This window comes from Mesonia maritima, from assembly GCF_042433895.1.
In the GTDB taxonomy this organism is placed as follows: domain Bacteria; phylum Bacteroidota; class Bacteroidia; order Flavobacteriales; family Flavobacteriaceae; genus Mesonia; species Mesonia maritima.
This window is the reverse complement of record NZ_JBHLUA010000012.1, coordinates 253695-275559: the sequence shown is the minus strand read 5'-3', so window position 1 is coordinate 275559 and position 21865 is coordinate 253695. Positions and strand designations below refer to the sequence as shown.

Annotated in this window: 23 protein-coding genes and 1 tRNA gene; 19 read left to right on the top strand and 5 right to left on the bottom strand. The window is 33.8% G+C overall.

Features of this window, described 5'->3' with window-relative positions:
* Nucleotides 1-2 precede the first annotated feature (2 nt).
* From ACFFGL_RS08010 to ACFFGL_RS07950, 13 genes are all read left to right on the top strand, one after another.
* Complete coding sequence (locus ACFFGL_RS08010) at nt 3-566, top strand: helix-turn-helix domain-containing protein (protein WP_228249723.1); 564 nt, start codon at nt 3-5, stop codon at nt 564-566.
* A 67-nt stretch (nt 567-633) separates the two neighbouring features.
* Entirely contained in the window at nt 634-2997 is a 2364-nt protein-coding gene (locus ACFFGL_RS08005) for a multicopper oxidase domain-containing protein (RefSeq protein ID WP_309726919.1), read from the top strand.
* Nucleotides 2998-3008: 11 nt separating this feature from the next.
* A complete protein-coding gene (locus ACFFGL_RS08000) occupies nt 3009-3197 on the top strand; it encodes an SHOCT domain-containing protein (protein ID WP_228249722.1) in 189 nt (62 codons plus the stop codon).
* A 78-nt stretch (nt 3198-3275) separates the two neighbouring features.
* Nucleotides 3276-3596, top strand: coding sequence for a four-helix bundle copper-binding protein (locus tag ACFFGL_RS07995; protein ID WP_309726920.1), 321 nt, complete (start codon nt 3276-3278; stop codon nt 3594-3596).
* 66 nt (nt 3597-3662) lie between these two features.
* Complete coding sequence (locus ACFFGL_RS07990) at nt 3663-4199, top strand: DUF3347 domain-containing protein (RefSeq protein WP_228249720.1); 537 nt, start codon at nt 3663-3665, stop codon at nt 4197-4199.
* Nucleotides 4200-4225: 26 nt separating this feature from the next.
* The gene (locus ACFFGL_RS07985) at nt 4226-4831 is read left to right on the top strand and encodes a DUF3347 domain-containing protein (RefSeq protein ID WP_228249719.1); all 606 of its coding nucleotides are present in this window, start codon (nt 4226-4228) and stop codon (nt 4829-4831) included.
* The gene (locus ACFFGL_RS07980; RefSeq protein WP_228249718.1) at nt 4832-5284 is read left to right on the top strand and encodes a heme-binding domain-containing protein; all 453 of its coding nucleotides are present in this window, start codon (nt 4832-4834) and stop codon (nt 5282-5284) included.
* A 194-nt stretch (nt 5285-5478) separates the two neighbouring features.
* Nucleotides 5479-5619: a hypothetical protein gene (locus ACFFGL_RS07975; RefSeq protein ID WP_228249717.1), complete on the top strand. Its 141-nt coding sequence runs from the start codon at nt 5479-5481 to the stop codon at nt 5617-5619.
* A gap of 2 nt (nt 5620-5621) precedes the next feature.
* Nucleotides 5622-6848: a permease gene (locus ACFFGL_RS07970; RefSeq protein ID WP_228249716.1), complete on the top strand. Its 1227-nt coding sequence runs from the start codon at nt 5622-5624 to the stop codon at nt 6846-6848.
* 3 nt (nt 6849-6851) lie between these two features.
* Nucleotides 6852-9359 carry a heavy metal translocating P-type ATPase gene (locus ACFFGL_RS07965; RefSeq protein WP_228249715.1) on the top strand — a complete coding sequence of 836 codons (2508 nt, stop codon included), beginning with the start codon at nt 6852-6854 and terminating at the stop codon, nt 9357-9359.
* A 17-nt stretch (nt 9360-9376) separates the two neighbouring features.
* Nucleotides 9377-9871, top strand: coding sequence for a DUF305 domain-containing protein (locus tag ACFFGL_RS07960; RefSeq protein WP_228249714.1), 495 nt, complete (start codon nt 9377-9379; stop codon nt 9869-9871).
* Between the two features lie 61 nt (nt 9872-9932).
* Entirely contained in the window at nt 9933-11702 is a 1770-nt protein-coding gene (locus ACFFGL_RS07955; RefSeq protein WP_228249713.1) for an efflux RND transporter periplasmic adaptor subunit, read from the top strand.
* A 61-nt stretch (nt 11703-11763) separates the two neighbouring features.
* Nucleotides 11764-11934, top strand: coding sequence for a hypothetical protein (locus tag ACFFGL_RS07950; protein ID WP_228249712.1), 171 nt, complete (start codon nt 11764-11766; stop codon nt 11932-11934).
* A 3-nt stretch (nt 11935-11937) separates the two neighbouring features.
* Here ACFFGL_RS07950 and ACFFGL_RS07945 read toward each other — a convergent pair whose 3' ends face one another.
* Nucleotides 11938-13149 carry a site-specific integrase gene (locus tag ACFFGL_RS07945; protein WP_228249711.1) on the bottom strand — a complete coding sequence of 404 codons (1212 nt, stop codon included), beginning with the start codon at nt 13147-13149 and terminating at the stop codon, nt 11938-11940.
* A 124-nt stretch (nt 13150-13273) separates the two neighbouring features.
* Between ACFFGL_RS07945 and ACFFGL_RS07940 the strand changes: the two genes are divergently transcribed.
* Nucleotides 13274-13353 (top strand) — tRNA-Leu (locus ACFFGL_RS07940).
* Between the two features lie 611 nt (nt 13354-13964).
* Here the strand turns inward: ACFFGL_RS07940 and ACFFGL_RS07935 are convergent.
* The 4 genes from ACFFGL_RS07935 to ACFFGL_RS07920 all read right to left on the bottom strand — a co-directional run bounded on the left by ACFFGL_RS07935 (nt 13965) and on the right by ACFFGL_RS07920 (nt 17401).
* Nucleotides 13965-14387, bottom strand: coding sequence for a putative periplasmic lipoprotein (locus tag ACFFGL_RS07935; protein WP_309726921.1), 423 nt, complete (start codon nt 14385-14387; stop codon nt 13965-13967).
* A gap of 371 nt (nt 14388-14758) precedes the next feature.
* A complete protein-coding gene (locus ACFFGL_RS07930; RefSeq protein WP_309726922.1) occupies nt 14759-15190 on the bottom strand; it encodes a hypothetical protein in 432 nt (143 codons plus the stop codon).
* 185 nt (nt 15191-15375) lie between these two features.
* Nucleotides 15376-15831, bottom strand: coding sequence for a hypothetical protein (locus ACFFGL_RS07925; RefSeq protein WP_309726923.1), 456 nt, complete (start codon nt 15829-15831; stop codon nt 15376-15378).
* Nucleotides 15821-17401 carry a hypothetical protein gene (locus ACFFGL_RS07920; protein WP_309726924.1) on the bottom strand — a complete coding sequence of 527 codons (1581 nt, stop codon included), beginning with the start codon at nt 17399-17401 and terminating at the stop codon, nt 15821-15823. The genes ACFFGL_RS07925 and ACFFGL_RS07920 overlap by 11 nt, the downstream gene beginning before the upstream one ends.
* A gap of 487 nt (nt 17402-17888) precedes the next feature.
* Here ACFFGL_RS07920 and ACFFGL_RS07915 point away from each other — a divergent pair, with 487 nt between their 5' ends.
* From ACFFGL_RS07915 to ACFFGL_RS07895, 5 genes are all read left to right on the top strand, one after another.
* On the top strand, nt 17889-18986 hold the full coding sequence (locus tag ACFFGL_RS07915) for an adenylate/guanylate cyclase domain-containing protein (RefSeq protein ID WP_309726925.1): 1098 nt from the start codon (nt 17889-17891) through the stop codon (nt 18984-18986).
* A gap of 99 nt (nt 18987-19085) precedes the next feature.
* The gene (locus ACFFGL_RS07910; protein ID WP_309726926.1) at nt 19086-19901 is read left to right on the top strand and encodes a DUF4349 domain-containing protein; all 816 of its coding nucleotides are present in this window, start codon (nt 19086-19088) and stop codon (nt 19899-19901) included.
* Nucleotides 19902-19941: 40 nt separating this feature from the next.
* On the top strand, nt 19942-20877 hold the full coding sequence (locus ACFFGL_RS07905) for an endonuclease/exonuclease/phosphatase family protein (protein ID WP_309726927.1): 936 nt from the start codon (nt 19942-19944) through the stop codon (nt 20875-20877).
* A gap of 81 nt (nt 20878-20958) precedes the next feature.
* Nucleotides 20959-21147: a hypothetical protein gene (locus ACFFGL_RS07900; RefSeq protein WP_309726928.1), complete on the top strand. Its 189-nt coding sequence runs from the start codon at nt 20959-20961 to the stop codon at nt 21145-21147.
* Nucleotides 21148-21248: 101 nt separating this feature from the next.
* Entirely contained in the window at nt 21249-21833 is a 585-nt protein-coding gene (locus tag ACFFGL_RS07895; RefSeq protein WP_309726929.1) for a HupE/UreJ family protein, read from the top strand.
* Nucleotides 21834-21865 lie beyond the last annotated feature (32 nt).

The window sequence follows — 21865 nt, the reverse complement described above, 5'->3', positions numbered from 1 at the left end:
GAATGGAAAAAACATTTTATATAAAAAATATGGTTTGTGACCGTTGCATAAAAGTTTTAAGAAATGAGATACGTGATGAAAACATTAAAGTTTTGACGGTTCGGCTGGGAGAGCTTGCAGTAGATATAAGCTCAGAAAATGAAGTTTCTAAAATTCAAAAAATAGTCGAATCCAATGGTTTTTTTCTTATCGATGATAATAATCTGAAACTGGTGGAACAAACAAAAATAACCTTAATCAGTTTATTTGAACACTTACCGTTAGTGGATAAAAACCTTTCCGAAATAATAACAGATAAGTTAAAGCAGGAATATTCCAAAGTCAGTAAAATATTCTCGTATAATGAAAAAATAACCTTGGAAAAATACTTTATAAAGCTGAAGGTGGAAAAAGCTAAAGAATTAATCCATAATAGAGACTTAAATTTTACCAAAATAAGTAGGCTGTTAAATTATAGCAACTTAACGCATTTAAGCAATCAATTCAAGGCAGAAACAGGGATGAGCCTCACGGAATATAAAGCAATGGAAAAGAACTTTAGAAACCCTTTAGACCAAATTATATAAGTATAAACCATAATTATGTAAAAATTATGTCCTTAAATATCAATATTTTTATGTTAAAATTTCTTTTATGAAAACGCTACTGTCAACATTTTGTGCTATGCTATTTATAGTAACAATTCAAGCGCAAACAGCCAATAAATCTGAAGAAAATATCGACAATTGGCCAGAACGTGTGTATAATTTGACTATTGATTATGAAACAGTCAACTATACTGGAAAAGAGGTAAAGGCGATGACCATTAACGGTGGTATTCCCGGGCCTAACTTAGAATTCACAGAAGGGGAATTTGCCATAATTAATGTAACCAATAATATGGATGAAGAAACATCGGTACATTGGCACGGGTTGATATTGCCGAATTTTTTTGATGGTGTTCCCTATCTTACTACACCTCCCATTCGTCCAGGAGAGACTTTTCAATACAAATTCGCCCTCAAACAATCAGGTACATATTGGTACCATTCCCATACAGGATTACAAGAGCAACGAGGGGTTTATGGCTCTATCCAAATCAATCCTAAGGAAACCGAGTTGGAATATGATAAAGACTTAGTTCTAGTATTATCCGACTGGATGGACGAAAATCCAAAGTCACAATTGAAGAATCTGAAGCGAGGTAATGAATGGTATCTCATCAAAAAAAATCAAGTACAAAGTTGGGATAAGGTTATTGCTAAAGGTGCTACTGGTGCTAAGTTGAAAATGATGTGGCAACGTATGCCCGATATGGCCATCCTTGATAACTACTATGACCTGTTCTTTATAAACGGAAAGGCCGAACAGCAATATCCAGAATTTCAACCTGGAGAAAGGGTACGCTTGCGCTTTGTAAACGCTGCAGCTGCATCCTATTTCTGGCTTACGTTTGGAGGAGAAGACCCATTGTTGGTCTCAGCAGATGGATTGGATGTGGTTCCCGTAAAGAAAAACAAAACCCTTATTGGTGTTGCCGAAACCTATGACTTTATAGTAACGATTCCGGATAACGGAAAACTTGAAATTCGTGCCACATCCCAGGATGGATCGGGGCAGGCTTCTGCCTATTTGGGAACCGGCGAAATTTTACAGGCGCCTATTGTACCGAAACCAGATTTGATTAAGCAGATGAAGGAAATGATGTCAATGGGTATGAAAATGGGTGCGCCTGCCGCAAAATTCAATCCTTCAAAAAATGATTCTATCAAAAAAATGAAGAAATATGCGATGGAGATGGATGGAATGCAAATGGATATGAAAGATGATAAAATGAAGCACGATAAAATGATGAATATGAAGAAGGATTCTAGCAAAATGGACCACGACAAAATGAATCACGGCGATATGCAGATGCAGAATGAAAAAATGGAAATGAAAGACGGGATGAAAATGGGTTATATGGTACCACAAGAAAAAGTGATTGGCGACAATAAGAAAACGGGTGGTAACCCCGAGTTCAATTATAACTATTTAAAAGCTCCCGGAAAGACCGAATTTGAAAATGGAAAACCCATACGCGAAATGCTGTTCAACCTGACCGGAAATATGAACCGTTACGTATGGTCCATCAACGGCGTACCTCTTTCTGAAACTGATAAAATAAAGATTAACCAAGGGGAAGTAGTACGCATCACTTTGAATAATATGACAATGATGCACCACCCAATGCACTTACACGGGCATTTTTTTAGGGTACTAAATGAAAATGGCGAGCGAAGTCCATTAAAACATACAGTAAATGTAGCTCCAATGCAAAAAGTAGTAATTGAATTTGATGCTAATGAAACCGGGGACTGGTTTTTCCATTGCCACATACTTTATCATTTAAATGCGGGAATGGCCAGAGTTTTTAGTTATGATACCCCGCGTGATAAACGATTAAAAGGGTATCCTTTATCAAATTTGACTACTGAGGCAGACCATATGTGGACTTGGGGCGAAGTAACAGCAGCCAGCCATATGACTGAACTGTTCCTAACCGCAACCAATATACGCAATCAGTTTATCGGTAGGGCAGAATATGGATGGAATGAAAACCTTGAAGCCGAAATTACTTATGAACGTTGGCTAAATAGTTACTTTCGGGTGTTTGGTGGGGTAAACCTGGAAAATGAAATGAAAGATAGTCTTGATGAGCTTTCCACCACGGGAGTGGTGGGTGTACGTTACCTTTTGCCTTTACTTATAGATGCTGATTTACGTATAGATAATAAGTTACGTCCACAGATAGGCCTTTCTACTGCTACAATGATCACCCGCCACATTGCGCTGTATGGAGAATATGAATATCAAATGGATTTTGGCTGGGTAAACGATTTTGAAGCAGGGACAAATTTTGAAGAAGAGAATACCTGGCAGGTAGGACTTGAATACGTATTTAGCAGAAACTTTTCCTTAATGGGGAGCTACGATAACCGATTTGGTGTGGGTGGCGGACTTTCCGCAAGGTTTTAAAATTAAATGTTATGATGTACGAATGGGATTGGTTGATTTTACTTGGGGTTATAGTTCTCTGTATTTTTATTTATGCAGGCAGAAAGAAGAAAAAGCGTAAGGAAGCTATTAAAATTTTAGATGAAAGATATGCCAAAGGAGAAATAACAGAGGAAGAGTATAAGAAAAGTAAAAAACTGATTTATAATGGCAAACACTAAGAGCGCAAATATCAAAAACTGTAACCATTTTTTGATTTCAACAAAGTAACCGATTATTAATTTAAATATAGAGAACCTATGAAAAATTCAAAATTGATTGAAGCATTGAACAACTGCGTAGCACATTGCAATTATTGTGCAGATGCCTGTCTGGATGAAGATGACATCAAAATGATGGTAGATTGTATCAGGGCTGACAGGGCTTGCGCTGAAGTATGCAGCAGTACTGCAAAATTGCTTGCCACGAATTATTCAGATGCCCCAGAAATGGTGGAATACTGCCATAAAATTTGTAAAAAATGTGCAGATGAATGTGAAAAACACGATGCCCAGCATTGTAAAGACTGTGCAGAGGCGTGTAGAAAATGTAAAGAAGCTTGTGAAGCGTACCTCGCATAATAAATTTGGAATCCCTCTTCTTATCTTCTTAAGAAGGGGAATTCCTATTAACTATGAAAAAATAAAATGAAAGCGCTATTAAAAACATCATTTATTGCCTTTGTGCTAATTGCATTTATAGGGTGTAAGGAAAAGCAAACGGTAAAAATCGATACACCAGAACAGGTGAAGAAAGAAGAAAAAATGACGGCTGATATTGCAGATCAGGATTTTATAGATGGGATGACCGGTAAAATATGGCATAACTATCTGGAAGTAAAAATGGCATTAACCAATGACGATGTAAGCCAAGTGCAAAATACAGCTAAAAGTATGGCAGCTTCTTTCGGTAAAGAAAGAATGGAAATGAAAGATCTTTCCCAAAAGATGGCAAATACCGATGATCTGGAAAAACAACGCGAACTATTTGCGCAATTTACAAAAAAGGCTGGGCCAATGTTTGAAGATGCACTTTCTGGCGGGACAATCTATAAAAAATTCTGCCCAATGGCCTTTAATAATCAAGGTGCTTATTGGTATGCCGATGTGGAGGAAATCACCAATCCATATTTTGGAAAGAAGATGCTCAAATGCGGATCGGTAAAGAAAACTATTTCAAAATAATTAACTATTAATTAAAATAATTCAAAATGAAAAAAATAAGAAAAACAATAAGTATTATAACAATCGCTGTATTGGCCTTTACTGTAATATCCTGTAAAGATGGAAAAAAGGATGATGCCGCTGCACCAATGTCCAATGAAATGCATCAAGAAGATGGACATAATCACGAAGACTCGAAAAAAATGAGTGCGGATAATTCAGATAAAGGCGAATCCTCTGCAATCATCGAAAATTACCTTAAAATCAAAAACGCTTTGGTAGCCGATAACCAAGAAGATGCCGCTAACGCAGGTGGAATGTTGGTGACTGACTTTGAAGATTTTGATAAGAGTAGTTATTCTTCAGAAGAACAACAGGAATTGAGTGATATTATTGAAGATGCAAAGGAACACGCGGAGCATATTTCAGAAAGCCCTATAGAGCATCAAAGGGAGCATTTTGATATTTTAAGTAAAGATGTAATTGATATGATTGCCATAACTGGTACTGATAAAAAGTTATATCAGGATTTTTGTCCGATGTACAACAACAATAAGGGAGCCCAATGGTTGAGCACTACCGAAGAAATCAAGAACCCATATTTCGGAAGCAAAATGATGGGGTGTGGAAAAGTGCAGAAAGAGATCAATTAATTGAAAGTTTTTAAGACTGTAGCGTGGATCTTATTGATTGCATTTGTAGGGATCCAATTTTTTCCCACGGAGCGTAATCAAAACAAGGCCGAATATGTTACCGATTTTATGCTGGTCAACAAGGTACCGCCAATGGTGCAGAACAAGATAAAGGTGTCTTGCTATGATTGTCATAGCAACAAAACTGAATATCCCTGGTACAATAAAATACAGCCAGTAGCCTGGTTTCTTGAGGACCATATTAAAAATGGCAAAGCCGAATTGAATTTCAATGAATGGGGAGATTATTCCGACCGAAGAAAAAATAGCAAACTACGGTCGATTATCAGTCAGATTGAGGATGATGAAATGCCGTTGGATTCCTACACGTTTATTCATTGGGATGCTAAATTTTCAAAATCGGAAAAAAAGGAAATCATAAAATATATGACCCAGCTTAAAAATAAGCTGTAACATTTGAAATTTAAACGATGTTCAAGAAATGAAATAAATACAATTGTACCCGAAAAAAGAAGAGAAATTTTTTCATTGATTGGTTAATTAGTTAAACTTTTTAGGATATGATAAAAGTCCTGTAAGGGAAAGGTATTCTTAATCTAAATAGCATAAAAAGTTCTTTCCCTTTGCAGGCACAAAAAAGAAAGCCAATGAAAGATTGTTGCAAAACAGGAAATGAAAAAGATCACAAGAAAGGAGGCTTTAAAAAATGGTTCAATTATATCATTTATGGAATCATAGCTATTATAGTAGCTGTAGCATTATGGCTTCAATTAACCGAAAATAAATAATTATGAACGATTTTTTTAAACAATGGGGAGAGGCCGCCTATACCACGGCCGGATTTTTCTGGATGGCATTATGGGCATTTATACTGGGATATATCATAAGTAGTATGATCCAGATTTTTGTTACCGAAAAAAGGATGCAAAAATCAATGGGTGAAAATGAATCCAAAAGTATGCTGCTGGGTACATTCTTCGGTTTTATTAGCAGCTCTTGCAGTTTTGCTGCACTTGCCTCCACAAAATCAATCTTTAAAAAGGGAGCAAGCTTTGTTTCATCTATCGCGTTTCTTTTAGCATCAACGAACTTGGTGATAGAATTGGGAATCATCATTTCCATCTTTTTGGGCTGGCAGTTTGTAGTAGGAGAATATGTAGGTGGAATCCTCTTAATCCTCATTTGCTGGATACTTATTCGCATTATAAATCCAAAAAAACTTATCTCAAAGGCCAGAAAAAATTTAGAAAGTGAAGATGGAGATGATATGGATGATTCCAAAGATTGGAAAAAACAAATTCAAAAGGAGACTAGCTGGGCGAGAGTTGCTAAGAAATACAAGATGGAATGGCAAATGGTATGGAAAGATGTGACCGTAGGCTTTACCATTGCCGGTATCGTGGCTGCCTTCGTTCCTGATTCATTTTTCCAAACGCTTTTTATCAATAGCGGTCAAGGCAACACAGATTTTACTTTTCTCGAAATTCTGGAACATATTATTGTAGGGCCTATTGCCGCATTTTTAACTTTTATAGGTTCGATGGGAAACATTCCCCTGGCGGCATTGTTGTTTGGAAAAGGCGTAAGTTTTGCGGGGGTAATGGCTTTTATTTTTAGTGATTTGGTAGTGTTTCCTGTTTTACGGATTAATGCTAAATACTACGGATGGAAAATGTCGTTGTTCATTCTATTCCTATTATTTACGGCCTTAATAGGTACTTCACTTGCTTTGCATTACAGCTTTGATTTGTTCAGTATTTTACCAGACCCTTCACAAGTAAAAATTCAGGACAGCGAGTTCTTTAAAATAGATTACACGTTCTTTTTGAATCTGGTGTTTTTAGCTATTTCTGGCTATTTGATATACCTCGGTTTCTTCAAAAAGAAAGATGTAGAACATTCTATGAGTGAGATGGCACCTAAAAGTCCATTGTTGGAGAATATTTTAAAATATGCAGCATTTATTTGCTATTTCTGGTTAGCCGGAGGGCTTATTGTCAAATTTTTTATCAAATAAACTATGAAACATACGTATCATATACACGGAATGACCTGCGAAGGTTGTAAAACCCACGTAGAAAATACCCTTGCTAAAATAGAGGGGGTAACTAATGTCACTGTTGATTTGAAACAGGCCGAAGCCGAAATTGAGATGAAATCTCATATTCCTATTGAAAAATTTCAAGATACCTTAGAAAAAGATGGGAGTGGATATTCCATACATATGCCCGGCGACCATCAACATACACCAGCTAAAAAAGAGCAAAAGAAAAAACAAAAAGGGACGGGCACATTCTATTGCCCGATGCACTGCGAAGGTGATAAAACCTACGATGAGCCAGGGAATTGTCCTGTTTGCGGAATGGACTTGGTCGAAGAACAAACGGTTTCCTCAGCTTCTGCATCTACTGAAGAATGGACCTGCCCCATGCACCCCGAAATAGTAAAGGATGAACCGGGAAGCTGTCCTATTTGCGGAATGGATTTAGTGCCAAAACAGCCAGATCTTTCCGCAGAAGAAAAAACCTATAAAAAATTGCTTAAAAAGTTTTGGATTGCTGTGTCCTTTACACTACCAATCTTTTTAATTGCAATGTCTGAAATGCTCACTAACAATCCACTGTATAATATATTGGAATTAAAATACTGGAACTGGATACAATTTGCCCTCTCTATCCCCGTAGTTTTTTATGCCACTTGGATGTTTTTTGAACGCGCCTACCGCAGTATAAAAACGTGGAATCTTAATATGTTCACGCTTATTGGTATTGGTGCTGGTGTGGCTTGGATATTTAGTGTGATTGGTTTGTTAATCCCAGATTTTTTCCCTGATCAGTTCAAAACAGAAGCGGGAACGGTACACGTTTATTTTGAAGCCGCTACGGTTATTTTGACTTTGGTGTTGCTTGGTCAGTTACTTGAAGCCCGTGCCCATAGCAAGACTAATTCTGCCGTAAAAGAACTCTTAAAATTAGCGCCTAACAAAGCTATTAAGGTGGTGGATGGTCAAGAGGAAGAAGTAGCTATCGATAAAATTGAAATTGGGGATATCCTCCGCGTAAAGCCCGGAGAGAAAATTCCTGTGGATGGTATGATTACTGAAGGGGACACTTCAATAGATGAATCTATGATAACGGGAGAACCCATACCCGTCAGCAAATCTAAAGATGATAAAGTAAGTAGCGGTACGATTAACGGTAACCAGTCTTTCTTGATGGAAGCTGAAAAAGTAGGTGCTGACACCTTATTATCGCAAATTATCCAGATGGTGAACGATGCCAGCCGTAGCCGTGCGCCCATACAAAAACTTGCAGATACAGTTTCCGGTTATTTTGTTCCCATTGTGGTATTGATTGCCCTTATTACATTTATTGTATGGGCGATATGGGGACCAGAACCTGCTTATGTGTATGCTTTGGTGAATGCTATTGCCGTTTTGATTATTGCCTGCCCCTGTGCTTTAGGACTCGCCACACCAATGTCTGTAATGGTAGGGGTTGGAAAGGGTGCACAGAATGGTGTATTAATTAAAAATGCCGAAGCCCTTGAGAAAATGGACAAAGTCGATACTTTAATTGTAGATAAAACAGGAACTATTACTGAAGGTAAGCCAACTGTAGAAAAGGTGGGTTCTTTTAATACTAGTTTTAGTCAAGATAAGGTACTTCAATTTATTGTCTCGTTAAATAACCTAAGCGAACATCCATTAGCAGAAGCTACTGTTAACTATGGGAAAGAGCAGAAAACAGAACTTTTAAAAGCTGATGGGTTTAATGCGGTTACTGGTAAAGGAGTCGAAGGAAATGTTAGTGGAAAGAAAACTGTTTTAGGAAATGCCAGAATGATGGAAGAAGTAAATGCAGAACTTTCTAAAACAATGTTAGAAGAAGCCCAAACCTATCAAAAACAAGGGAAAACGGTTTCTTATTTGGCGGTAGAAGGTAAAGCAGTCGGTTATGTGGTTATCGGAGATAAAATCAAAGAAACAAGTGCTAAAGCAATCAAGGAATTACAGAACAACGGTATTGCCGTGATAATGCTTACGGGAGATAATCACGATACTGCACAAGCAGTAGCCGGCGAACTAAATTTAGCTGATTTTAAAGCGGGAATGCTTCCGGAGAACAAACTAGAAGAAGTTGAAAAATTACAGGCCAGAGGGAAGACAGTGGCGATGGCGGGTGACGGTATTAACGATGCTCCTGCTTTGGCTAAAAGCGATGTCGGCATAGCTATGGGAACAGGTACTGATGTAGCAATCGAAAGCGCGGCGATAACTTTGGTTAAAGGTGATTTACACGGAATTGTGAAAGCTCATAACCTGAGCGATGCAGTAATGAAAAACATCAAACAAAACTTATTTTTTGCACTTATTTATAATACGCTCGGAATTCCTGTGGCAGCGGGAGTACTCTACCCAGTGTTTGGCATACTGTTGTCCCCAATGATTGCTGCTCTTGCTATGAGTTTTAGTTCGGTTTCTGTAATCGCAAATGCATTGAGACTAAGAACAAAATCTATCAACTAATCAATAAAATTCAAAAAATGAATTCAAAAGAAAAAAATCAGAATGGAATGAAGAATACTAGCTATGGTAGATTTATGGCAATGTTGGGTCTCTCTTTTATAGCAATGTATGTAACAATGTATATGAATACCTATGAATGGGATCACGTATGGTTTAGTCTTACGAGGTTTTATATGACTTGTTTGGGAATTGCTGCAATGGCAGTAATTATGCTTTCATTAATGTTAGGGATGTATAAAAACCGAAAAAAGAATATTGCCATTTATTGTGGTAGTTTATTGCTTTTTATTAGCGCACTCAGCTTGGTAAGGGCACAAAGTCCAATTATTGGAGATGTGTTATATATGAAAGCAATGATACCTCACCACTCAATTGCTATTTTAACAAGTAAAAGAGCCGATATTCAGGATCCTGAAACAAAAAAACTGGCCAAGGAGATTATAGAAGCGCAGGAACGGGAAATTGCACAGATGAAGAAAATGATTTATAGACTTGAACAAGAAGGGAAATAAATATTACCCTTTAAATTAACTTTCCTCACGTAGCTAATGGTTAGGAACAAAACGAAATAATATGAAAAAGAATTTAATCTATCTTACAATTGCAGTAGGTATTGGTCTAATAGCAGGCTACTTTATTTTCAATGGTTCTGCTGAAGATTCTATAAATAGTAAAAATTCAGCTGAGATGTCTGATGGTCACGATCATTCTGCTGAAACTGCCAATCAAATGTGGACTTGTTCAATGCACCCGCAGATTATGCAGCCCGAACCGGGAGATTGTCCAATTTGCGGGATGGATCTCATACCGGCTGAATCTGGAGCTGATGGTCTTTCTGCAAATGAAATTAAAATGACTAAAAATGCGATGGCATTGGCCAATATTCAAACCAGCACAATTGGAAATTATGAAAGTAAGAACGGGAATGTTACCTCATTATCAGGAAAGATAGTAGAAAATGAAGAAGCAAATTCAGTTCAAGCCAGTTATTTTGATGGAAGGATCGAACGCCTAAATGTAAATTACGAAGGCCAAGAAGTAAAACAGGGACAGCTTCTGGCTACTATATATGCGCCTAAACTGGTAGCGGCACAGCAAGAACTTATTACAGCATCATCTCTTAAGGAAACTCAGGCAGAACTTTATAAAGCTGTAAGAAACAAATTGAAGCTTTGGAAACTTTCGGAAAACCAAATCAACAGTATTGAAGAATCAGGGCAAGTACGTGAAAACTTCCCAATATATGCCACGGTTTCTGGTACAGTTTCTGAAAAAATGGCGGAAGAAGGTGATTACGTAAAACAAGGTCAGCCTATATTGAAACTGAATAACCTAAATACGGTTTGGGCAGAGTTTGATGCCTACGAAAATCAAATTTCGCAATTTGAAAAAGGACAGAAAATAAAGATGATTACCAATGCCTATCCCAATAAAGAATTTGACGCAACAATATCCTTTATTGATCCCATATTAAATACACAAACCAGAATAGTAACGGTAAGAGCTACTATACGGAATAAGGATAATCTACTTAAACCTGGGATGTTTGTCACTGGAAAGGTTAAGGGTGTCGATACTTCCACAGACCAGCAACTTCTTGTACCGGCGTCAGCGGTTATGTGGACCGGAGAGCGCTCTTTGGTATATGTGAAAACCAAAACGGATGAACCTGTATTTGAAATGAGAGAGGTAACCATAGGAAACAGAAATGGAGAAACTTATAGTATTACTAGCGGTCTTAAAAATGGCGACGAAATTGTCACCAATGGTACATTTACAGTAGATGCGGCAGCGCAGTTACAAGATAAAAAATCTATGATGAACCAAAAAAGCGAAACATCATCCACAAAAAAGGAAAATCAAAATAGAATGCTAGAGAATGAAAGAATGGATGTTTCGGCTAAATTTCGGGATCAACTAAAAAAGGTCTTTAACGCTTATATTAGTTTAAAAGATGCTTTAGTAAATGACGATACTCAAAACGCTCAACTAGCTGCTAAACAATTAGAAAAAAATCTAAATGAAGTAAATATGAAGTCGCTTAAAAATGAAAAAGCCCATCAACAATGGATGTCCATTCAAAAGCAACTTAAAACTTCTATTTCGACCATTTCAACCTCTTCGAATATTAAAATACAACGAAATAACTTTAAAAGTCTGTCTGAAAATATGATAAAAAGTGTTCAACTTTTTGGGGTGAATCAAAAGACATATAGTCAATTTTGTCCAATGGCCGATGATAATAATGGAGCATACTGGTTAAGTCTGGATGAAGAAATTCGTAATCCATATTATGGACAAGCAATGTTGACCTGTGGTGAGGTCAGGGATACTATCGATTAACTATCTAAAAGGTTTATAGGACTAAAAAAACATTTTCTAATTAAAATTTAGATATAGATGAATGAGTGAAAACAGAAGAAATAGAAGGAAAAATGAAAGAGAAAATGACAAACAGACTAAGAAAACTTCTGTTACCAAAAAAGATAAAATTTATGGGATCATTGCTATCGTTATTCTTTTTCTTCTGGCTGTTTCTGCAGCAATTTACGCAAGTTTAGCTGGATGGAAATAACTCTTAAAAATTAATTACGCTATCCAAAGCATCATCAGCATCCTTGTGGATGAAGTTGGCTTGATATTTTATAGTAGTGGTTACAGATGAATGTCTATAAAGCTTTTGAAGCATTTTAATCGGAATTTTGTCCTCTGAAATATGACCGAAGCTATGTCGAGCAATATGCATAGTTACTTTTTTGGAAACTTTTGCTTTCTTCGCAACCCCAATCAAATATTTATTGAATTTTTTTGTAGCCGTTTTTGTCTTGGCATATACATCTTTTGCATCTTTGAAATCTGCCTTTTTCATTTCTGGAAAAACAAAATCATCATTGTTCTGTTTTTCAGATTTATAGCATTCCAAGATTGGAAATACTTTTTCGGGTATTTTGAGTGATAGTAATTTGGAATTTTTATTCATACGGTAATGAAGTCTATCATCATAAATATCCGACCATCTAATTTTAAGTAAATCGGCAGCCCTAATTCCCGCAAAATAGAAACTGAATAACCAGACATTACGTGCGTGTGTTTCATTGTTAGTTAGATTTTTAGCAGATTCAAATGCCCTTATATCTTTCTTGGTCAATCCTATTTTTTCAGTTTCAGGAAATTTTATCCTAATCTTACCTGAGCCAAATGGATAAAACTTTCTATCCACAACACCCATTTTTATAGCTCTATTATAAATCGTTCTTATGACCACAAGATTATTAACAATTGACCTATCCGAAAGATTTAATTTCTTCAGATAAATTTTGAATTTTCTTAAAAACGCTTCGTCTATTTCTTGAAAGGTCAGCTGTTTTGTCTTATAAAAGTTAATGACGTGATTTACACGAGCCTTATCTGTTGACAGTTGAGATAGCTTTTTATTTGATTCTAGTTCGGAAAGAAAATCATTTGCGACTTCATAAAAAGTACTTGACTTAGAATCTGAATAAAGAGCTTCTTTAATTTGATTTGCAGAAAAGTCCTTTTTATCGGACTGTAAATCTACAAGTGTTTTGTGAGCCTCTAAAAGTTTTGTGGAAACCAAATTATTTAATCTGTCCGCATTGGTATGGGATTTTCTAACCCGTAAGTTCTTCTTATCCCAATCCTTTAAATCTATATAATGGCCAACATAGTGGTACGTTGAGCGACGATTCTTTGTTATACGGATTGCCAAAGGGTAAAGCCCCTCTTTGTTTGGTTTCTTTCTAACAACTACTTTTGCATTTGAGGCCATACCATTGAATTTTAGAATATAAAGATAATCAATTTTGGTACAACATAGGTACAACATTTATTGATTTTAAACGATATTAAATGAAATCAAATATAATTAAACATTTATTAAACAGTTGATTATAAGTGAAGTTAGTGAAATTTACAGTCAAATACGCTGGATTCAAAATCCAGTTTCTTCGGAAGTGCGGGTTCGATTCCCGCCTCGAGTACAGAAAATGAAAGCCCTTAATAGTAAGGGCTTTTTTGTATAAAAAATTTAAGTTAAGCAAGTTTACCTACTATTTAATAGTAGGTAAACTTGCTTAAAGGTTCCTATCATTATTAGATTTAGAAATCAAAAAGAATAATTTTAACTAATTATCTTTATTTAATTTTTTCTCTATTAATTCAATTTTTTTTCTTAAGTAAAACATATAGCGACGATAAAATTTCACTATAAAAATAAAAATTAATATAATTATTATTATGGTAATAAATTGAGATATTGTAACTAATACTTCTCCGAATAAACTATCTGTATGTTTTTCCATAATATTTAACTAAAATTTAATCTATCGACTCACAAAACCACCATTCTGTATTTCCTGTAATTTCGTTAATCCAAAACTTAAATACATATCTTTGTGTTATGTATAATCCATATCCGCCGATCATTACACTGTAGATACCCAAAAAATTAAGACAGTAAGTTTAGATAACCAAATTTGCGAATATGACAAGAAGAAAATTTACATCGGCTTTCAAAACGAAAGTAGTTTTGGAAATCTTAAAAGAAAGACAAAATCTTGCCGATCCTATCTGGCACAAATACGGTCAAATATCCATTTCAATTTTTTTAATTTCCTGTTTCCCATTTTTAGTTCTATAACTAATAGATAATATTATTCTACCTTTTGTTAAGTCTTCAGTTAAATCTACCACAGTAGGATTATTTAGATCTTTTATAAAATATAGCTTGCTTTCAGAATACTCACCTGTATTTACTATCGAAATTATTAAATCTACTAGGACTTCTCCAGTACCATCAAAGTAGTCTTCGGGGGTGTTTTTTGGATTTGCTTGTTTTAATATTGTTACTTGATTAGAACTAAACTCTTTTGTTATAATATCATTCCAGTAAATATTACTAAATATGTAGTTGGCCTTACTATTAGATTTATCTATAATTGTTTGGCCTGCAGAATTGCAACCATACAATAACATTGAAGCTATTATTAATAATAAGCTATTTTTCATAATACAAATTTTAAGGCTTTCTTGTTGAAATATGGATATGATCTTTATGTCCTCCGATAGGGTGATTATAATACCATGTATCCGTTTCAACTTTATATTTATGTTTAAAATGTGGTCCGAAATTTTCTCTCATGTATTCATATTCATCAAAAGCTTCTTGTAATTTTTTAATTTGATTGTAACAGCAGGTACCAACTATTTTCTTTTATGAAGTCAATAATCTCTTGTTTAAACACTTTGTATTCAGTAGAGGTAAAATTCCACCAAAAAATAAGTTCTAGAGAAGGGTTATCAAAAAAATATTTACAGAACTCAATTGATTTAATAAATAACCTTTATAAGCTTCTTCGGCATCATTTGGATTTTTTAAATTAATCTCTTATAATTTTATTATTCTCAATCTTATCTAACTCATTAATAGAAATCTCATCGCATTTATTTTCTTTTATAGCTCTTTTGATTTTTAACATTAAAGATTTTGAAACATAATAAAACTTTTCTTTAGTTTTTATCTTATAAATATTTTCACTCTTAATTGAACTTGGATTTAAAACATAGCTACCATTAGGTAATCTATCATATAGTTTTTTATCTGTGATCCCTTTTCTTATTTCTTCACAACTGAATAATTTCTCTTGTACCTTATTACAATTTAATAAAGTACAAGAAAAATTTAAAATTAACATTAAGAATTTAATCATAATTATTAATATTATATTATCATTTGGGTCAAATTCAAAATATCCTCCATTAAATAATTCCTCAAAAAGATCTCCTAACTCAAGATTTGGCGACTCTTGCAAATCTCCATCAATCTTAAAAACTTGGTAATACCAATTTATATAACCGAGTAATCAAAAACTAAAGTATATTTAATTGACAAATGAATTTTCAGTAAATTTGATATATCTCATTTTGCATTGCATTATGAATAAGAAATTAGTTCTTCATTACATTAATTTTATATAAATACTAACTTTATATTGAATTAAAATTGAATTAAGTCTACCTCATTCACATTCCACTCATCTTGATTATTCTTATTTAGTTTCGCTTGAATTTCAATATTTTTTGAAACATAAAATAAATTAATATATATTGTATCATTTTGAATAGAATATTTCTTTAAATCAATAAAGTCATATTTTTTTTTAAATCTCTCATCAACATTAACCCATAGCTTATTACTGTTATATTTTGGTGTTTCAGCTTTGGAAAGGGTAATAAATAATTTATTTTCAATATTACAATTAACATTTTCAGTTAATGAAATATGAACTTGCTCTCCTTTTTCAACCTTTGATTTAATATGTGTGTAGATTTTTTTATTAACCAGTATTTTCTCGAGCGCAACTTCTAACATATTACACTCATTGAGATTAGTAAGTGTAGAGCAACAAAAAAATAAAAATACTGAAAATAGAATATGTACTTTATTCATCATTTTTTATTAGGTTAACATAAAACTTTCTTAAACCACTTACATATTCTTTTCCCCAAACCATTAGTTCAAAATAAGTACCATCTTCTGATGTATAAGTTCTTTCATTTTCATTAACTCCTAAGTGAACGTATTCATGTAGTACAGTAGAGATAAAAAACAAGTGTAAATTATTTGATTCTTCGGGTGTCAAGTCACCATTTTCTATTTTATTTACTAAATCTATATCAAGAAAAAGTTTATCCGGTTCATTTGGGTCAAATAATCCAGCAGTAAATTCATCACAAGTAGTACATTCTTCTCCATTGTTAGTGTAATTGTCAAGATCTTGAATATGAATCTCAGGTCCTTCATCCCATTTTAAATCTTCAGCTATTTCTTGTTCAGTTAAACCTGTAATTTCTTCGATTGCATCAACAATTTCCTGATTATCTATTGATTTAGGTATTTGATCAGAAAGATATTGCGTTGTCTCAGGGTAATCATCTTCATAATTACTTCCATCAGGATATTTAAAAAACGGATTTACAGAGATTAAAGTTTCATCATCTGCTGCGTCAATCATTTCTAGCGCAAGCTCCATTGCTTCATGAATAAAATATTCATTATCTTCATCAAAACCATTTTCGTTTAAAAAGTTTTTTATTTCTTCTTTTTGCTCCGAGTTTGCTGGATCTTCCCACCAGTCCTTTAGATTAGCATTGTTTGGTTTGTTTAAATAATTATATTCAAAAAACTTATCTGGAGAAAATAGTGTAAGTGATACCCCTATATTATTTTCTGGGCCTGGTAGATTAGGAAATGCTCTTCCAGGGTCTGTCCCCGGGGGATAGTATTCTCCGCCTCCTATACCGGTAAAGTAACCACCATTGGTAGGCCCACCGTTTACATCTACCGTTGTATAGGCACCCGTTACCGGGTAACTGCCATAAGAGGGGCCTGCATAGGCGGGGTTGGAAGGCGTTCCATAATTGTTCTCTCCGCTTCCCACGGTGGAAGGGTTAATATCTTCAAGCCTATTGGGCGCTCTTTTTACACCGTCAGGGCAGTCTGTTTCCTCAAAATAGTAGCGTGATGCCACAGTTTGCCCGTGTTCATCAACATATTCTGCGCTTTTGTACAAACCGTAACAGTTACCATCTGAATATAAATGGATACCGATTAATTCGTCCCCATGGGTTATTTGGGTATACTCAAGGAGTATATCATTTAAGTAATTGCCCTCTACGTACCCTGAAACTATTTTGTTAAGTTTCCCCTCCGGGCTATTTTTTACATAAAAATTGTAAGCAGTATAGTGTTGGTAAGTAAACTTACCTATCTGAAAAGTATCGAGCTCAAAACCTTTACCCTCCATCCTGCCTATGGCTTCTGACAATTGTGGCTCATCATTATAATCGCTTAGTTTGCCAATTGTAATTTGTACTCCATTTTCACTCAATGTCGAAAAGTTATTTTTTGAAGATATATCTTTCTCTGTTTCAGGTTCACAACTTATCAAAGTAAGTAAAGAGAAATATAGAAACAAGCTAAGAATAGAGTAAACAATTTTATTTATACTTGTTTTTTTCATAATAAGACTATTATTAGATTAAGTTACCTCTCAAATTTAATTAAAAAATTTATATAAAGGCGTACCGGTTATCGGGTATTTTTAGGCTCGGTTAATAATCAAAAAATTCTATAGAAAGTAATTAAAAGTTTGGTGTTGAAGATAATATAGCCGATATTGTTTTTTGAAAGTGTACCTATAACCGCACCTATTTAACATTAAAAAAGTTCAATTTAAAATTTTAATAGCCTGATAATCAGTACCTGTTTTTTATAAAAATAGAGGATCTTTATTCAAAATCCAGTTTCTTCGGAAGTGCGGGTTCGATTCCCGCCTCGAGTACTTGAATTGAAAACTCCTTTTTTTAAAGGGGTTTATTGTTTTATAAACACCGTTAGGCATTTTAACTTTACCGGAAATCACTACTATTTCAAATTGAACGCTTTTTAATTATCTTAGCTATAATTATTGAAATTTTTCAGCGGGTTATTCTTCAGCAAAACGTAAAATGTTTAGTCCTAAATTAAAAAGAAATATTAGTAAAATTGTTCCATTTGGAATTATTTGGCTAACGTTTGGTTTAATTTTTTTATTCGTTGAGTACGCGGCAATACAAGACTGCGCTTATGCTCCAAGCGGTGCAATTTCATTAGATTATAAAGTTTTTGCTTTTGCGATTTTAGCAGTCACTTTTGTAGGTTTTTTTATCGGAATGATAGAAGTTTTGTTCATTAAACGCTTCTTTGCAAAACGTAGTTTACTAACTAAAATGCTCGGTAAATTTTTTATTTACACCCTTTTTCTCTTTTTAATTATTAGTATAACTTATCCTATTGCTGCAAGTATAGAACTTCAGCTTGGTGTTTTCGATCCACGAATTTGGAAGAAATTTTTTGGTTTTATAAATAGCATAACTTTTTTAAGCACCGGTTTTCAAATGCTTATTTCCTTAATTGCTTCGATTTTTTACACCGAAATAAGCGATCATATTGGTCGCGGGGTTTTTATAAATTTTATTACCGGCAAATACCATAAACCCAAGGAAGAGCGAAGAATTTTTATGTTTTTAGATATGAAATCTTCCACATCAATAGCAGAAAAACTTGGTCATCTTAGGTATTTCGATTTGCTTCAATCTTATTATCATATTCTATCGAATGCGTTGGTAGAGTATTATGGCGAAGTTTACCAATATGTTGGAGATGAAATTGTGGTATCATGGAAACTGAAAAAAGGAATAAAAAATAATAATTGTATTGCCTGTTTTTTCGCCATGAAAAAAGACCTCGATGAAAAAAGCGATTGGTTCGAAAAGAAATTTGGCGTTTGCCCGACTTTTAAAGCCGGTTTTCACATCGGAAAAGTTACTACGGGTGAAATAGGAAGTATTAAAAAAGAAATTATTTTCACCAGAGACGTCTTAAATTCTACCGCTAGAATCCAGAGTCTTTGTAATGAATATCGAGTCGATATTTTACTTTCAGAAACATTGGTTAGAATTTTAAACTTAAAAAAATCTTTTCACCTTAAATTCTTAGGGAATAAAAATTTACGTGGTAAAGAGAAACCCATAAAATTATATACACTTTCCAAAAAAGCGATATAAAATTCAATGTAAAAATCACTTATATTCAAAGCCGAAAAGTTTTGGCTTGCTGTTTGTTACTAGATTTTAACAACTAACTTCATTTTTAAATCTAGTCTTATGAAAAAAATTCTAGCAACACTTTCACTTTTAGCGGTTTTGTCGTGTAATTCTTCCTCTGAAAACGATACTAATTTTGAAACTTCTTCATTAAAAGAAACTTCTGCGGTAAGCAACTCAATTATTGAAAAGCCACAAATTCCGAGTAATCGAAAAATAATTTGGAATGCAGACTTAGAATTTCAAGTTGAAAATGTAGATCGTTCCACTCAAAAAATTTCTTCGCTCTGTAAAAAATACAATGGTTTTATTTCTAATATGAAACTAAATAATACCAATTACGAAGTTTCTAATGAAATTACCATACGAATTGACAATAAAGATTTTGAAAATTTAATAAATGAATTAAAAGGTATTTCGGTATTTAACAGGAAAGTGGAAATTAATTCTAACGATGTAACCGAAGAATTTATAGATATTCAAAGTCGATTAGAAACCAAAAAACAAGTTCGAGAACGCTATATTGATATTCTAAAAAACCGAACCGGAGAAATTAAAGATGTTCTTGCTGCTGAAGACGCAATTAGAAAAATCACCGAAGAAATTGAAGCAAAAGAAGGAAAGTTACGCTATCTTAATGATAAAGTAAATTACAGCACGATTAATTTAGAAATATTTCAGAAAGTAGATTTTAAATCGGCTCCCGAGACATTTGAGAAAAGTTTTTTAACCGAAGTAAAAGAATCGCTATCCAATGGATGGGAAATAGTAATCGGTTTTATTTTACTTCTATTAAATATTTGGCCATTACTTTTAATATTAGTTATTTGGTTAGTCTGGAAAAGAAAATGGTTAAAAAGAAAACTGAAAAAATAGAACTCATAAGTTTTTTATTCATTTGTATAAATTAAGGTAAATGAAGAAAACTGCTTTTAAGAAGATTGTATGGTTTTTAGTGACAACTATGCTTCTACTTTCTATTGCGCCAAATATTTTCCCGAACTATTGGTTTATAGATATTTTCGCCAATTTCAAAGTTCAGTATCTCATTTTTTCATTTTTATTATTGGTTATCTGTTCAATTTCGTTAAAACGAAAAATCATTCCGCTGATTTTACTCTTAATAGCCATTACGTGGAATGCGTTTTATATTGTTCCATATTATTTTAATTCTACTGAAGCGAAAAAAACTTCAGCCCAATTTAAGATTTCCAGTATAAATCTTCTTTCCACTAATTCAGAAACAGCTTCAGTGAAAAAATATTTGGAAAAGGAAAACCCCGATATTTTAATTTTATTGGAATTTACTCCGCGTTGGGAAAAAGAATTAAGTTCCATGCTCGAAAATTATTCATATAAACAAATAGTTGCGCAAAATGATAATTTTGGGATTGCGCTTTTAAGCAAATTTAAAATGAAGAGCTCCGTAGATTATTTTCAGCTTAACGATAAACCTTCTATTATAGGAAATATAACTATTCATCAACAAGAATTTTCTGTAATCGCAACGCATCCAGTTCCGCCAGTTAATCAAAGAGAGTTTACCGATCGAAATTTGCAATTAACCAATATTGTAAAAAGAAGAGCGCAATTTTCTGAAAACTTAATTATCGCGGGAGATTTTAATAATTCTTCTTTTTCCACCCATTTTTCTAATCTGTTAAAAGGAGATTTAAAAGATAGTAGAAAAGGTTTTGGGCTTTTACCTTCTTGGCCTGCAAATTTTGGAATTTTACAAACAACCTTAGATCATTTTTTGGTTTCAAAAAACATACAAGTCTTAGATCGCTCAACCGGAGAAAATACAGGTTCAGACCATTTGCCTATAACGATGGTTGTAGGTTTGGAGTAAAAAAATATAAAATATCCCCATAATCGGGTATAGATTTGCGCGTTAAGAAAGAAGAACTTTACCATATAAAATAACAACGATATGGCTAAGTTTTCTGTATATTTATTTTCCTTAATTACAATTGGTTGTAATGTGGTAAATTTTATTTCTACACGTAATTCTATTGAAAAAATTGAAGAATTAACCCCGATAGAAATACAAAATTCTACTTCAGAAAACCATAATTTTCAATCTTTAAATGGAAGATTAAAAATTATGCGTTCGCACTAGTCTATTTATTCTAAAAATATTCCAATCTCGATTATCGAGTAAATTCTAAAAATTTCCATTATATATTGTAAATTCGTGAAACCTATCTCGAAAATTAATATATGGATCAATTCTGGATTTACTTTAAACTTGGACTAACACACGTTTTAGACTGGAACGCTTACGATCACGTACTTTTTTTAACCGTTTTGGTTGCCGCCTATACATTTTATCAATGGAAACAGGTTTTATGGCTGGTAACTTTATTTACAATCGGTCATACGTTATCGCTAATTTTAGCCGCCTACGGAATTGTAAAAGTAGATTCCGGTTGGGTAGAATTTCTAATTCCTATAACAATTTTCATTACCGCGCTCTACAATATTTTTACAGTAGGAAAATCTAACAAAAGAAACGGAATGAACCTCTTGTTTTTTTCCACCTTGTTTTTTGGGGTTATTCACGGATTAGGATTTTCTTCGTATTTTAAATTAATTACCGAAGGAACCAACTCTAAATTATTGCCACTATTAGAATTTGCCTTAGGAATTGAAACCGCCCAAATAATTGTCGTTTTCGTAGTTCTTTTATTAGCTTTTATTTTCCAATCAATTTTTAGATTTTCAAAAAGGGACTGGGTTTTGGTAATTTCATCTATCGTTATCGGGTTAATTATTCCCATGTTAATCGAAAATTATATCTGGTAATAAAAAACGGCATAATAGTTTCTATTGTAAAG

Coding starts and splice junctions, on each gene's coding strand:
- ACFFGL_RS07935 (WP_309726921.1), bottom strand. CDS start 14,387: ATGAAAAATAGCTTATTATTAATAATAGCTTCAATGTTATTGTATGGT.
- ACFFGL_RS08010 (WP_228249723.1), top strand. CDS start 3: ATGGAAAAAACATTTTATATAAAAAATATGGTTTGTGACCGTTGCATA.
- ACFFGL_RS07915 (WP_309726925.1), top strand. CDS start 17,889: ATGTTTAGTCCTAAATTAAAAAGAAATATTAGTAAAATTGTTCCATTT.
- ACFFGL_RS07900 (WP_309726928.1), top strand. CDS start 20,959: ATGGCTAAGTTTTCTGTATATTTATTTTCCTTAATTACAATTGGTTGT.
- ACFFGL_RS08000 (WP_228249722.1), top strand. CDS start 3,009: ATGATGTACGAATGGGATTGGTTGATTTTACTTGGGGTTATAGTTCTC.
- ACFFGL_RS07945 (WP_228249711.1), bottom strand. CDS start 13,149: ATGGCCTCAAATGCAAAAGTAGTTGTTAGAAAGAAACCAAACAAAGAG.
- ACFFGL_RS07975 (WP_228249717.1), top strand. CDS start 5,479: ATGAAAGATTGTTGCAAAACAGGAAATGAAAAAGATCACAAGAAAGGA.
- ACFFGL_RS07955 (WP_228249713.1), top strand. CDS start 9,933: ATGAAAAAGAATTTAATCTATCTTACAATTGCAGTAGGTATTGGTCTA.
- ACFFGL_RS07905 (WP_309726927.1), top strand. CDS start 19,942: ATGAAGAAAACTGCTTTTAAGAAGATTGTATGGTTTTTAGTGACAACT.
- ACFFGL_RS07985 (WP_228249719.1), top strand. CDS start 4,226: ATGAAAAAAATAAGAAAAACAATAAGTATTATAACAATCGCTGTATTG.
- ACFFGL_RS08005 (WP_309726919.1), top strand. CDS start 634: ATGAAAACGCTACTGTCAACATTTTGTGCTATGCTATTTATAGTAACA.
- ACFFGL_RS07995 (WP_309726920.1), top strand. CDS start 3,276: ATGAAAAATTCAAAATTGATTGAAGCATTGAACAACTGCGTAGCACAT.
- ACFFGL_RS07910 (WP_309726926.1), top strand. CDS start 19,086: ATGAAAAAAATTCTAGCAACACTTTCACTTTTAGCGGTTTTGTCGTGT.
- ACFFGL_RS07990 (WP_228249720.1), top strand. CDS start 3,663: ATGAAAGCGCTATTAAAAACATCATTTATTGCCTTTGTGCTAATTGCA.
- ACFFGL_RS07970 (WP_228249716.1), top strand. CDS start 5,622: ATGAACGATTTTTTTAAACAATGGGGAGAGGCCGCCTATACCACGGCC.
- ACFFGL_RS07895 (WP_309726929.1), top strand. CDS start 21,249: ATGGATCAATTCTGGATTTACTTTAAACTTGGACTAACACACGTTTTA.
- ACFFGL_RS07950 (WP_228249712.1), top strand. CDS start 11,764: ATGAGTGAAAACAGAAGAAATAGAAGGAAAAATGAAAGAGAAAATGAC.
- ACFFGL_RS07920 (WP_309726924.1), bottom strand. CDS start 17,401: ATGAAAAAAACAAGTATAAATAAAATTGTTTACTCTATTCTTAGCTTG.
- ACFFGL_RS07925 (WP_309726923.1), bottom strand. CDS start 15,831: ATGATGAATAAAGTACATATTCTATTTTCAGTATTTTTATTTTTTTGT.
- ACFFGL_RS07960 (WP_228249714.1), top strand. CDS start 9,377: ATGAATTCAAAAGAAAAAAATCAGAATGGAATGAAGAATACTAGCTAT.
- ACFFGL_RS07965 (WP_228249715.1), top strand. CDS start 6,852: ATGAAACATACGTATCATATACACGGAATGACCTGCGAAGGTTGTAAA.